This window comes from Paracoccus sp. 22332, from assembly GCF_052045125.1.
In the GTDB taxonomy this organism is placed as follows: Bacteria; Pseudomonadota; Alphaproteobacteria; order Rhodobacterales; family Rhodobacteraceae; genus Paracoccus; species Paracoccus haematequi_A.
On the sequence record NZ_JBQEOI010000009.1, the window covers coordinates 118,479 to 130,058 of the forward strand.

Consider the following 11,580-nt stretch of genomic DNA (forward strand, 5'->3'; position numbering starts at 1 on the left):
CGATATGTCGATCTGGGAATACGCCAACCCCGTCAAGTTCATGCGCACATCGGGCGCGATCCTGCCCTGGGTGGTGGCGGGGGCGGCCATCTGCACGGTCACAGGGCTGACCTGGGGATTCCTGACGCCCGAGGATTACCGGCAGGGGTCCACCGTCAAGATCGTCTTCCTGCATGTGCCCGCCGCGATGATGGCGATCAACATCTGGGTGATGATGCTGGTGGCCAGCCTGATCTGGCTGATCCGCCGCCACCATGTCAGCGCGCTTGCCGCCAAGGCCGCCGCGCCCATCGGCGCGGTGATGACGGTGATCGGGCTGATCACCGGCGCGGTCTGGGGCCAACCGATGTGGGGGACGTGGTGGGAATGGGATCCGCGGCTGACCAGCTTCCTGATCCTGCTGCTGTTCTATATCGGCTATATGGCGCTGTGGTCGGCGGTCGAGGATCCCGACAGCGCCGCCGACCTGACCGGCGTGCTGTGCTTGGTCGGATCGGTCTTCGCGCTGCTGTCGCGCTATGCCGTGTTCTTCTGGAACCAGGGCCTGCACCAGGGCGCCAGCCTGTCGGTGCAGTCGGGCGAACGGATGAGCGCGGTTTACCGATACCCCTTGTATCTGACGATGCTGGGCTTCGGGTTGCTGTTCCTGTCGCTGCTGCTGATCCGCACCCGGACGGAAATCCGCAAGCGGCGGCTGGCCGCGCTGCAAGCACGGGAGATGCGCGCATGATCGAACTTGGAAAATACGCGGGCGCCGTGCTGGGCGCCTATGGGCTGTCGCTGGCGCTGCTGGGCGGGCTGATCTGGCAGACGCTGGCCGCGAATGCCCGCGCCCGCCGTGATCTGGAAAGGCAGGAAAAGCATGGCTAGGATCTCGCCGCTTGTCGCCATTCCTCCGCTGGCCTTCGCGGCCCTTGCGGCCATGTTCCTGTGGGGCATGGGACGCGACGACCCCGACGGATTGCCATCGGCGATGGTGGGGCGGCAGGCGCCTGCGCTTCCGCAGACCACGTTGCCGGGCAAGACCCAACTGACCGACGACATGCTGCGCCAGCCCGGCGTCAAGCTGGTGAATTTCTGGGCAAGCTGGTGTCCGCCCTGCCGGGCCGAGCATCCGACCCTGATCGACCTTGCCAAGCGGATGCCGGTCTATGGTGTCGATCTGCGCGACACCGAGGCCAACGCCCTGGCCTTCCTGGCGCAGGACGGCGATCCCTTTGCCGCGCTGGCAACCGATCCCAAGGGACGCGGCGCCATCGACTGGGGCGTCACCGCGCCCCCCGAGACCTTCATCGTCGATGGCGAGGGCCGCGTCCTTTACCGCCATGCCGGCCCCCTGATCCGCGAGGATTACACCCACCGTTTCCTGCCGGAACTGGAAAAGGCCCTCTCGGCCCAGGACTAGGCCGGTTACGGGGCGTCGTTCAGATAAGGCGTGGGGTCGGCCTTGGCGGACTTGGCGGACGACTTGCGGGGCGCCCGCTTGGGTTTCGCGGCGGCTGCCGTCTGGGCCAGGTCGGACTGGCCGTCAGTGCCCCCTTGCGATCCACCGTCCATCTGGTTGCGCAGCTCTTCCTCGGCGCGGGACCAGTGTTCGGCGTCTCGGCCCTCGGGGCGGCCCTCGCTTTCCCAGATTTCGTGGGCGCGTTGCTTGATCCTTTCCTGATGGTCGTGGTCCATGTCTTCCTCCTTGGTCAAAATCACTCGGGTTGCCGATCCACGCGCAGGAACGCCATGACGGTCTGCCAGGGCACCGGGACGATGCCTTCGGCCGGGCTATCCTGGGCCACCTCATCGGCCGAGGTGTCGATGCGCAGGCGCCAATCCCCTTGGGGCAGGGCGAATTCCGCGTCATCGCTCGCGTTCAGCAGGATCAGCACTTCGGATCCGCCGGGGATCGTCTGGTGCAGGGCGAAGCAGCGCAGTTCGCCGTCCTGCCAGTCGCCGTCCTCCATCGCGCCGCCGCGCGGATGCAGCCAGGTGATCGCGGGCTGGCGGTCCTGGGCGTCCTCGGGCGCGGCGCCAAAGCGGGATTGCGACAGCGACACCTCTTGCCGGAACGCGGCCAGGGCCTCCACGGCGGTCAGGATGCCGTCATCGGCCTTGTCCCATTCCAGCCAGCTGATCGCGTTGTCCTGACAATAGGCGTTGTTGTTGCCGTCCTGCGAATTGCCGAAATCGTCGCCCGCGAGGATCATCGGCACGCCTTGGCTCAGCATCACGGTCGCCAGCATCGCGCGGACCCGGCGCCTGCGGGCGGCGAGGATCCCGTCGTCGTCGGTCGCGCCCTCGGCCCCCAGGTTGTCCGACAGGTTGTGATCGTGGCCGTCGCGGTTGTCCTCGCCATTGGCGTCGTTGTGCTTGTCGTTGAAACTGACGGTATCCCACAGGGTGAAGCCGTCATGGGCCGCGACGAAGTTCACGCTGGAGGTCGCGGGCCGGTGGCTGTGATTGAACTGCACGGGCGATCCGGCAAGCCGTTCGGATATCGCGGGCAGCAGCCCCGGATCGCGCCGCCAGAAAGCGCGGGTGTCGTCGCGGAATTTGTCGTTCCATTCGCGGAACGGCCAGCGGTATCCGCCCACCTGGTATCCGCCTTCGCCGATATCCCAGGGCTCGGCGATCAGCTTGACGCCCGACAGCACCGGATCCTGGCGGATGGCGTTGAAGAACGACCCGTCGCGTTCGAAGCCCTGACTTTCCCGTCCCAGCGTCGAGGCCAGGTCGAATCGGAAACCGTCCACATGCATCGCCTCGACCCAATAGCGCAGCGAATCCATGACCATCCGCAGCACCATCGGATGCGCGACGTTCAGGGTGTTGCCGGTGCCGGTGGTGTCGAAGCTGTGGCGCGGATTGTCGGGCGACAGCAGGTAATAGGATGCGTTGTCGATGCCCCGGAAGGACATGGTCTGCCCCAGCTCGTTGCCTTCGGCGGTGTGGTTGAAGACAACGTCCAGGATCACCTCGATCCCCGCCTTGTGCAGCTTGCGGATCGCCTCTTTCACTTCCCGGATCTGGCCGGATTTCAGATAGGGGGCATGAGGGGCGAAGAAGGACAGGGTGGAATATCCCCAGTAGTTCGACAGGCCCTTTTCCACCAGATAGCGGTCGTTGGTGAAGGCGTGGATCGGCAGCAGTTCGATGGCGGTGACGCCGATCCTGTGCAGATGCTCGATCACCGCGTCGCTGCCCAAGCCGCGAAAGGTGCCGCGATCATCCTCGGGCACGGCGGGGTGAAGCTGCGTCAGCCCCTTCACATGCGCCTCATAGATGACGCTGTTCTGCCAGGGGGTGCGGATGGCGCGGTCGGTATCCCAGTCGAACTTGGCGTCCACCACGACGCCCTTGGGCATGAAGGCGGCGCTGTCGCGGTCGTCGAAGGACAGATCGTCCTGACCCACCTGATAGCCGTGCAGCGCGTCGTCCCAGCGGATCTGGCCGCGCAATTCGCGGGCATAGGGATCCAGCAGCAGCTTGTTCGGATTGAAGCGATGGCCTTGTTCCGGGTCATAAGGCCCATGGACGCGATACCCATAGACCTGTCCCGGACCGATGCCGGGCAGATAGCCGAACCAGATCCCGCCCTCCATGTCGGGCAGGTCGATGCGGTGCAGTTCCTGTTCGCCGGTTTCGTCGAACAGGCACAGTTCCACCCGCGTGGCGTGATCTGAATACAGGGCAAAATTCGTGCCTTCGCCCAGATATTCGGCGCCCAGAATGTCGGGGCGGGTGACGGAAAGGTCGAAGGCCGGGCGTTGCTTCATGTCGCGCATTCGGTTCCCCAGATCAGGCGACATCTTGGCGCGGCATGGCGGTTTGCGCCGCGGCGGAAACGGGCAGCCGCATCGCATCCCGGCGATCCAGCATCGCTTGGGTGATCAGGATCGTGTCGCGGTCGCGGCGAAACCAGCGGGCATCCTCGTGCGCGTCCTCGCCCACGACCAGTCCGGGGGGCACGTGGGTTCCCGGCGCCACCAGGCAGCGCGTCAGCCGGGCCGAGGCCGGAACAAGCGCCCCCGGCATCGCCACGCTGTCGCGGCCCAGATACCATTCCGACAGGGTCGACATGCGCGGCAGGCGGGCGGGATGGCTGCTGAGGAAATCCAGATGCGACCGCCGCAACGCATCCAGGGTGCCCACGTCGCGCCAATAGGTATGTCCCGATGGTCCCGGCGGCAGGCGATAGGCGCAGGCCAGTCCCTTCGCCACGGCGGCGGGGATCACCTCGTGCCCGAAGTCCATCGCGTGGGTATCCTGCCTGAACAGCGCATCGCGCAGCCAAGCGGCCTCGAACACATAGATGCCCATCGAGACCATCGCCTTGTCCGGCTCGCCAGGAATGGCAGGGGGATCGGCAGGCTTTTCCCGGAAGGACAGGATCCGGCCACCGGGATCGGTGTGCATCACGCCAAAGCCGCTGGCCTGCGACAGGGCCACCACGTCCACCGCGACCGTCACTGCAGCGCCGGACGCCCGATGCGCCGCGATCAGAGGGCCGTAATCCATGTCATAGATATGGTCGGCAGCCAGAACCAGCACCTGATCGGCGTCGCAGTCACCGATATGGTCCCAGTTGCAGCGCACCGCGTCGGCAGTGCCCTGATAACGGTCGCGACCGTCGCGCAGGACCATCCCGCCCCGCGCGAAATGCTGGCCCCAGCGGGCGGGCAGGTGGTCATGCAGGGTGCGGGGCGCGAACTGGGTGGCGACGATCAGACGATCCAGGCCGGACCGCACGACATTCGCCATCGCGAAATCAACGATGCGATTGCGGCCCGCGAAATGCACGGCCGGCTTGCTTTCGGCGGCGGTCAGGTCGTGCAGGCGGCTGCCCTTGCCCCCGGCCAGAAGCACGGTCGCGACCCGCTGATCCGGCAGGGAGACGACAGGAGAACGAGGCGACGGTGCTGACACGGGTCTGTCCTTCGATTGGGGGATGCAAGCGCCCGCAGAGCGGCTTGCTTTCCAAACTGAAACAACGCGTGATTGTTCCAGGCGGCATCAAATGTTAATTTTTCATTTGGTTCAGCCGGACGCAGACGGAACTGCCGTCCTCGAAGACGCGGGACAGAAGGGGATCGGTCGGCAGGGCGGCTGTGGGTGAGAATTCGGCGATCACCTGTGTGCCGCCTGAGGCGCGGATCAGGCGCAGGCCGTCGCCGTCGACCTGCACGCGGGCATCCGCATCGCGCAGGAATTCCCGGTGGCTGCCGCGCAGCGCCAGAAGCTGTCGGGTCCAGTGCAGCTTGGCGTTCGTATCGGCCCCGTGCCGGGCCAGGGTGTCCCAATCGACGGGCAGGCGGTTGTCGGGGTCGGTCAGCGCCAGCAATCCGCCCTCGTCTCCGCGATAGATGTCGGGAAAGCCGGGCATCAGCATCTGGAAGGCCAGTTGCGCGAAGGCCAGGGCCTCGCCCCGGTGCAGCAGGGCTTGCAGCGCCGGATCCGGGCGCGCCGCCCATTGGTCCAGAAGGCCGCGGGCAAAGGATTTTGCGGCGGTCTCGGTCGCCGTGTCGGGATTGGTCCAGAAGCTGGTCAGCTTGGCCTCTCGCATGGCCTTTTCGATATGGCCGTCCAGCCGGTCCGCCGCCCGTCCCGCGTCGCCGTCCCAGATCGCCAGGGCCGATTGCAGGACATACCATCGCCAGCGGGGATCGACCGCATCGGCCGAGGGCAGCCGGGCGGCCGCGTCGAACAGCGCCTGGAAGGATCGCGGCAGGTGGCTGATCGCGACCAGCCGCATCCGGGAATCGCCCGACCGCTTGGTGTCATGGGTCGACACCAGCGTCATGTCCCCCGGCCTGCGCGCGGCCAGGAAGGCGTTGGCCTGCTCGGCGGTCACGTCCGGTTCATCGGGTTCCGCGCCGACCTCGTTCGCGGCCAGATAGCGGGTCCAGCGAAAGCCCGCCGTATCCTCTTGCGCCTTGGCCAGCAGCGCGCCCGAGACCTGCTGGAAGCGTCGGACGAAGACGCGGGCGGCGGCGGATTGCGGATCCAGCATCAGGTCCGCCAGCAGGTCGACCACCGCCCGGCTGCGCAGACCCTGCGCGGCATCGTCCGCGACCCGCCCCAGCAGGTCGCGGTCTTCCGGGCAGGTCCGGCAGGTGACATAGCTGCGATAGCGCGGCATGGACGCCAGCAGCGCCGTCACCGCCTCGCGCAGCGATTCCGGCCCCGGCTGGGCGAGCGGAGAGCCTTGCACGGCCAGGGCCGCCATGTCGCGCAATTGACGCCGTTCGGCAGCCAGTTCGTTGTCCAGCACGTCCAGCTTGGCCTGGCGCAGTTCGGTGCGGAAGTCCGTGTCGATCCCGGTGGCCGCGCGCCACAGGCGGTCCAGTTCGGCGATCCCCGCCGGGTCGGTGAACAGCCGGGCGATCAGGCGCGCGGCCTCGTATCCGGTGGTGCCGACAGTCTTCCAGTCCGGGGGCAGTGTCTCATCGCCGACCAGGATCTTTTCGACCCAGACCGGAGTGTCGGGCAGGGCGTGGTGCAGCCGGTCCAGATAGCCCGCCGGATCGGCCAGCCCGTCGATATGATCGACGCGCAGCCCCTGAACCGATCCCGCGCGGACCAGATCGAAGATCAGCGCATGGGTGTCCTCGAAGACGCCGCGATCCTCGACCCGCATCCCGATCAGGCTGGTGACGTTGAAGAACCGCCGATGGGTGATGCCGTCGCGTTCCAGGTCGGAATGGACCAGCCGCCAGTGCTGGGCGTCATGCAGCGCGCGCAGGTCATTGGTCGCAGGGCTGTCGGGGGCCAGGGGCAGCGCGGCATCGCCGAAATGCCACAGCCCGTCCGCAGCCCGGAACGCGCCGTCGGCCAGCATCTTTTCGAACGGTTCGGGCAGGAAGGGCAGGACCAGCGGCCCCGCGTCCCAGCCGATGTCGAAATGCCGGGCATAGCGGCTTGCCGTTCCGTGCTTCAGCACGTCCAGCAGCCACGGGTTTTCCAGCGTGAAGGCGGTATGGTTCGATACGATATCCAGGATGATGCCCAGATCCTGGTCTCGGGCAGCGCGCGCCAGGGTGTCGAACCCTTTGCGCCCGCCCAGGGCCGGGTCGATGCGGGTCGGGTCGGTGATGTCGTATCCGTGGGTCGAACCCGCCCCGGCCTGGAAGATCGGCGACAGATACAGATGCGAAATCCCCAGGTCCGACAGATAGGGCAGAAGCCGCGTCACCTGCGCGAAGTCCACGCCGTCGCGCAACTGGATCCGATAGGTCGCCGTGGGAATGGAGGGGATCATGGGAACCTTGTGCTGACGGAAAGGGCATAGGGGTCGCTGCCGATGCGGCCCAGGGAAAATGCGGCATCGTCGGCGGCTTGCAGATCGGGCGCGGCCTGGCCCAAGCTCAGTTGCAGATCCAGGGTTCCCTGGTGGAACGGCCAGGACGCGGCCAGGGACGCCGCGCCGTGCCGCACCACCCGCGCAGAACCGCTGCGTCCGCTTTTCAGCAGCGGCACCACATGATCGCGCCGAAAGGCCAGGGCGCGCTTGGTCAGCGCCAGCCAGTCGCGCGCTGTGTCGTCGTCTCGCCAGTCCAGCCGGGATCGGGCGAAGGTCTCGGGATCCAGCGGGTCGGGCACGCCCGATCCCAGACTGGCGATCCCAGCGAATTCGGCGGCGCGGCCTTCGCGGACGGCGCGGGCCAGATCGCCGGTGAAATCCGCGAAGAACAGAAAGGGCGTGGTCGCGCCGCGTTCTTCGCCCATGAAGATCATCGGGATATAGGGGGCCACCAGCAGCAGCGCGAAACCAGTCCGGACGCCCTGCGGGTCGGCCAGCGACAGCAGCCGTTCGCCAAGGGCACGGTTGCCGACCTGATCATGCGTCTGGGTCGCATTGACGAAGGCGGTCGGCGGCAGGTGGCCGCAGGGCTGACCGCGCGGGTCGTCGCGGGCGGCGCGGGGCTGGCCCTCCTCGACATGGCCGCGCTGCAATGCCAGGCACAGGTCGCCGATGGGGTCGACCGCGAAGTTGGCGTAATAGCTGTCGGATTCTCCCGTCAACTGGCAGTGGATCGCATGGTGGAAATCGTCGTTCCAACTGGCGTCATAGCCGTTTTCGCGCAGGAAGGGATCGTTGCGTTCATCCTCGACGATCAGATGGATGGCGCGGCTGTCGTCCACGGCGCGGGCGCGGCGGGCAAGGGCGGTCATGAAGTCCTCTGCGCCCGGCCCGGCGATCTGGTGGACCGCATCCAGCCGCAGCCCGTCAAGGCGGAATTCGCCCAGCCAGTATTCGGCGCACTGGATCCAGTATTCCCGCACTGCGGCTTGCGAAAAGTCGATGGCCGCGCCCCACGGCGTATGGCGGCTTTCATCGAAGAAGGCGGGGGCGGCATGGTGCAGATAGGCGCCCTCTGGCCCGAAATGGTTCATGACCAGATCCAGGACCACCATCAGCCCCAGCGAATGCGCCTGATCGACAAAGCGGCGCAGGTCGTCCGGGCTGCCATAGGCCGGATGCAGCGCAAAGGGCAGCACCCCGTCATAGCCCCAGCCGCGATCGCCTTGGCATTGGCCCACCGGCATCAACTCGACCGCCGTGATCCCCAGATCCGCCAGCCCGGCCAGCTTGCCCGCTGCCGCCGCCAGCGTTGCTTCCGGGGTGAAGGTGCCCAGGTGCAGTTCATAGATCACCGCCTCGGCCCAGTCGCGCCCGGCCCAGGGCGTTTGCCAGCGGTCGTCCGGGCGCGCGGTCACGACCGACGGGGCGTGGACGTCCCCCGCCTGCAAGCGGCTGGCGGGGTCGGGCATGTCCTGGCCGTCCACCCGCAGCAGATAGGTGTCGCCCGGCCGGGCAGGGGCGGTCACGGACCAGAACCCGTTCGCCTGTCGGATCATCGGGCGCTCGTCGCCATTCAGGACCAGCCCGACCCGTTCCGCCTGGGGCGCCCAGAGGTCCAAGGTCCAGCCCGCATCGGTCCAGTATCCACCCCAGCGTTGCGTTGTCATATCATCGGCTTGCCGCCGGTGACGGCGATGGTCGCACCCGAGACATAGCTGGACATCGGTTCCGCCAGCATCACATAGGCCGAGGCCAGCTCGACCGGCTGGGCGGGGCGCTTCATGGGATAGTTTTCGCCGAACTTCGACACTTTTTCCGCATCCATGCTGGCCGGGATCAGCGGCGTCCAGACCGGGCCGGGGGCGACGACATTGGCGCGGATGCCGCGTTCTGCCAGCAGCTGCGCAAGGCCCATGGTGAAATTCTGGATCGCGCCCTTGGTGGTGGCATAGGCCAGCAGCGTCGGGTTCGGATCGTCGGAATTGATCGAGGCGGTGTTGATGATCGAACTGCCCGCCCGCATATGCGGCACGGCGGCCTTGGTCAGGTGGAACATCGCGTCGATATTGACGGCGAAGGTCTTGCGCCATTCGTCGTCCGGGATGTCTTCCAGCTTGTCGAAGGTTTCCTGATGGGCGGCGTTGTTGACCAGGATGTCGATCTGGCCGAACGCGGCCACGGCATCGGCGATGATCTTGCGGCAATGCCCGGGGTCGGCGATGTCGCCCGGAAGGGTCAGGCATTCGCGCCCTGCGTCGCGGACCAGTTGCGCGGTGGACCGGGCGTCCTCGGTCTCGTCCAGATAGGACAGCGCCACGTCCGCCCCCTCGCGCGCGAAAGCGATGGCGACGGCGCGGCCGATGCCGCTGTCGCCGCCGGTGATGACGGCCTTCATCCCTTCCAGCCGGCCCGCGCCGCGCCAGCTTTCCTCGCCATGGTCGGGGCGGGGGTCCATCTTCTGGAAGCTGCCGGGCAGATCCTGCTGCTGCTTGGGAAAGGGGGGCTTGGGATAATCGCGCATCTTGCGGCCTTTCTGATCGGAAGGGGGCGCCCGTTGCGGACAGCCTGCCCAGTCAGAACCGCCGGGACGCCGACAGGTTTCCATCTTGCTGTTTATCAGTTGAAAAAACCCGTTGGCCGCGACGGGAACAACTGCCGCCGCGCCGTCGTTTGATCCCGAACAACAGGAGCGATGACATGCGCAGTTGCGACATTCTGATAGCGGCGGGCGGGTTCCTGCTGGCAGGCGGGCTGATTGCCAAGGCGATGGGCGGGCCCAGCTCTCCCGGGCCGCGCTATGTCCGCCCCGCGGGGCGCCGCGAGATGTCGGCCCCACCCCGCGACTGGGATCTGGTGGACGAGACGGGGGATGAATCCTTTCCGGCCAGTGATCCCCCCGGCACTTATTGAGGCTGCCATGGCACCCGACGCCCAGGCGATCGCCCATGCGAAGCTGATCGACGCGCTGCCGGACCTGCTGACCCCCGACGCGCGCCGGGCGCTTTGCGACTGGCTGGCGGAACGTCAGGTTCTGCATGACGGGCAGGAAGACCCCGGCGCCGTCATTGTCGACGGGCTGGAAACCGAACTGGCCATCGCCGAGACCTTCCGCCGGATCGCCGAACGGCTGAACTGCCGCCGGGAAGATGACGCCGGATACTAGACCATCGCGGCGACCAGGGGGGCGGTCTCGACCATCTCGATCTGCTGTCCGAAGCGTTTCCCGTACATCTCCATCGCCGCGTCATGGGTGTCGTCCGTAGAGGAGCAGACGGCATCCGATACCAGGATGACCCGGTATCCCAGATCGACAGCGCCGATCACCGCCGCCAACAGGCAGACGTCCGTCTCTCCTCCGGTCAGGATCAGCGTGTCGATCCGGTCCCGTTGCAACAGGGTGTGCAGCCGTCCGTCCATCCAGGGCGAATAGACGGGCTTGTCGAAAATCCGCGCGCGGGGCAGGTGGATCTCCAGTTCCGGCAGCAGGCGCAGCCAGTCGGGATCCAGGTTGCGCCGCAGCATCTGCGGCCATTTTTCATAATAGCGTCGCCAGGTGCCGGGCGCGTCGTCCAGTGTTTCGGGCGGGATGAAGCGGGTGAAGACGGTGCGGTCGGGCAAGGTCTCGACCAGGTGGCAGACGTTCGGCAGCACTCGGCGCATCCAGTCCACCCGCCATTCCGAGCCCTTGTCGAACAGCCGCTGCATGTCGATGCACAGATGCACCGCGCGGTCGCCCGGCGGGCCGTAGGTCAGGCCGTCTTTCGCCTTGTGGCCATCGGCGTTCTGCGGAAGCATGTCCTTACCCCGTTTCTGGATCCCGTGGGGAAACGGCGCAAGGGGCGGGAAGTTTCCGGTTCTTGTCCGGCGCCGGGGCAGCCCTGGGCCGCCCCGCCGGGTGGTGGGGGTTACTGGACCTGGGCGATCTCGGCGTCCATGCGCTCGCGCGCCTTTTTCGACATCTTCGCGGTCTTGGCGGCATCCAGGTTCGCGGGCGCGTCGCCCACTTGGATCAGCCCCACCATGCCCATCGCGAAATGCGGCGTGCATTTCACGCCGTAAAGGCCGGGTTCGGTCACGGTCAGCGAATATTCCTCGTTGATCTTGCTTTTGAACGGCTCGACCCCTGCGGGCAGGATCTCCTTGATCGCCTCGACGTTGTGGCTCTTGTCGGTGGGGATGAAGTGGATCACGTCGCCGGGTTCGGCCTTCACGAAGGCGGGTTCGAACACCATCATCCCGGCCTCGCCCTTGTTCATCATGTGGACTTCGTGCTCGGCGGCGAAGGC

General features: G+C 66.8%; 13 protein-coding genes. 5 read left to right on the forward strand and 8 right to left on the reverse strand.

The features are described from left to right. The first annotated feature begins 4 nt into the window (after positions 1-4). The 3 genes from ACTJI6_RS12350 to ACTJI6_RS12360 are packed head-to-tail and all read left to right on the forward strand — an operon-like array spanning position 5 to position 1,405. Complete coding sequence (locus ACTJI6_RS12350) at positions 5-730, forward strand: heme ABC transporter permease (RefSeq protein ID WP_440801094.1); 726 nt, start codon at positions 5-7, stop codon at positions 728-730. Next, positions 727-870, forward strand: coding sequence for a heme exporter protein CcmD (gene ccmD / locus ACTJI6_RS12355; protein WP_126155067.1), 144 nt, complete (start codon positions 727-729; stop codon positions 868-870). Before ACTJI6_RS12350 ends, ccmD begins: the two co-directional genes overlap by 4 nt. Continuing rightward, entirely contained in the window at positions 863-1,405 is a 543-nt protein-coding gene (locus ACTJI6_RS12360) for a DsbE family thiol:disulfide interchange protein (RefSeq protein WP_440801095.1), read from the forward strand. The genes ccmD and ACTJI6_RS12360 overlap by 8 nt, the downstream gene beginning before the upstream one ends. Before the next feature lie 5 nt (positions 1,406-1,410). Here ACTJI6_RS12360 and ACTJI6_RS12365 read toward each other — a convergent pair whose 3' ends face one another. The 6 genes from ACTJI6_RS12365 to ACTJI6_RS12390 form a co-directional block, all read right to left on the reverse strand. Further along, entirely contained in the window at positions 1,411-1,680 is a 270-nt protein-coding gene (locus ACTJI6_RS12365) for a DUF2934 domain-containing protein (protein WP_440801097.1), read from the reverse strand. Between the two features lie 20 nt (positions 1,681-1,700). After that, on the reverse strand, positions 1,701-3,776 hold the full coding sequence (gene glgX / locus ACTJI6_RS12370) for a glycogen debranching protein GlgX (RefSeq protein WP_440801098.1): 2,076 nt from the start codon (positions 3,774-3,776) through the stop codon (positions 1,701-1,703). 13 nt (positions 3,777-3,789) lie between these two features. Further along, positions 3,790-4,917, reverse strand: coding sequence for a sugar phosphate nucleotidyltransferase (locus ACTJI6_RS12375; RefSeq protein ID WP_440801100.1), 1,128 nt, complete (start codon positions 4,915-4,917; stop codon positions 3,790-3,792). A gap of 94 nt (positions 4,918-5,011) precedes the next feature. Beyond that, the gene (gene treY, locus ACTJI6_RS12380; RefSeq protein WP_440801102.1) at positions 5,012-7,249 is read right to left on the reverse strand and encodes a malto-oligosyltrehalose synthase; all 2,238 of its coding nucleotides are present in this window, start codon (positions 7,247-7,249) and stop codon (positions 5,012-5,014) included. Further along, entirely contained in the window at positions 7,246-8,961 is a 1,716-nt protein-coding gene (treZ, locus tag ACTJI6_RS12385; RefSeq protein ID WP_440801103.1) for a malto-oligosyltrehalose trehalohydrolase, read from the reverse strand. Before treZ ends, treY begins: the two co-directional genes overlap by 4 nt. Beyond that, positions 8,958-9,815, reverse strand: a complete 858-nt coding sequence (locus ACTJI6_RS12390) for an SDR family oxidoreductase (RefSeq protein WP_440801105.1) — start codon at positions 9,813-9,815, stop codon at positions 8,958-8,960. The genes treZ and ACTJI6_RS12390 overlap by 4 nt, the downstream gene beginning before the upstream one ends. Positions 9,816-9,991: 176 nt before the next feature. On the opposite strand from ACTJI6_RS12390, the gene ACTJI6_RS12395 reads away from it, so the two are divergent. Both ACTJI6_RS12395 and ACTJI6_RS12400 read left to right on the forward strand, forming a co-directional pair. Beyond that, a complete protein-coding gene (locus ACTJI6_RS12395) occupies positions 9,992-10,204 on the forward strand; it encodes a hypothetical protein (RefSeq protein ID WP_440801106.1) in 213 nt (70 codons plus the stop codon). A 7-nt stretch (positions 10,205-10,211) separates the two neighbouring features. Then, positions 10,212-10,457, forward strand: a complete 246-nt coding sequence (locus ACTJI6_RS12400) for a hypothetical protein (RefSeq protein WP_440801107.1) — start codon at positions 10,212-10,214, stop codon at positions 10,455-10,457. Here the strand turns inward: ACTJI6_RS12400 and ACTJI6_RS12405 are convergent. After that, positions 10,454-11,089, reverse strand: coding sequence for a cysteine hydrolase family protein (locus tag ACTJI6_RS12405; protein ID WP_440801109.1), 636 nt, complete (start codon positions 11,087-11,089; stop codon positions 10,454-10,456). The two genes, ACTJI6_RS12400 and ACTJI6_RS12405, sit on opposite strands and share 4 nt — an antisense overlap. A 110-nt stretch (positions 11,090-11,199) precedes the next feature. After that, positions 11,200-11,580 (reverse strand): pseudoazurin (locus ACTJI6_RS12410; RefSeq protein ID WP_440801110.1); only part of this gene is annotated, 381 nt, incomplete at its 5' end.

Excerpts from the sequence above, each read along its gene's own strand:
- ACTJI6_RS12350 (WP_440801094.1), top strand. The coding sequence starts at position 5 with ATGTCGATCTGGGAATACGCCAACCCCGTCAAGTTCATGCGCACATCG.
- ccmD (WP_126155067.1), top strand. The coding sequence starts at position 727 with ATGATCGAACTTGGAAAATACGCGGGCGCCGTGCTGGGCGCCTATGGG.
- ACTJI6_RS12360 (WP_440801095.1), top strand. The coding sequence starts at position 863 with ATGGCTAGGATCTCGCCGCTTGTCGCCATTCCTCCGCTGGCCTTCGCG.
- ACTJI6_RS12365 (WP_440801097.1), bottom strand. The coding sequence starts at position 1,680 with ATGGACCACGACCATCAGGAAAGGATCAAGCAACGCGCCCACGAAATC.
- glgX (WP_440801098.1), bottom strand. The coding sequence starts at position 3,776 with ATGCGCGACATGAAGCAACGCCCGGCCTTCGACCTTTCCGTCACCCGC.
- treY (WP_440801102.1), bottom strand. The coding sequence starts at position 7,249 with ATGATCCCCTCCATTCCCACGGCGACCTATCGGATCCAGTTGCGCGAC.
- treZ (WP_440801103.1), bottom strand. The coding sequence starts at position 8,961 with ATGACAACGCAACGCTGGGGTGGATACTGGACCGATGCGGGCTGGACC.
- ACTJI6_RS12390 (WP_440801105.1), bottom strand. The coding sequence starts at position 9,815 with ATGCGCGATTATCCCAAGCCCCCCTTTCCCAAGCAGCAGCAGGATCTG.
- ACTJI6_RS12395 (WP_440801106.1), top strand. The coding sequence starts at position 9,992 with ATGCGCAGTTGCGACATTCTGATAGCGGCGGGCGGGTTCCTGCTGGCA.
- ACTJI6_RS12400 (WP_440801107.1), top strand. The coding sequence starts at position 10,212 with ATGGCACCCGACGCCCAGGCGATCGCCCATGCGAAGCTGATCGACGCG.
- ACTJI6_RS12405 (WP_440801109.1), bottom strand. The coding sequence starts at position 11,089 with ATGCTTCCGCAGAACGCCGATGGCCACAAGGCGAAAGACGGCCTGACC.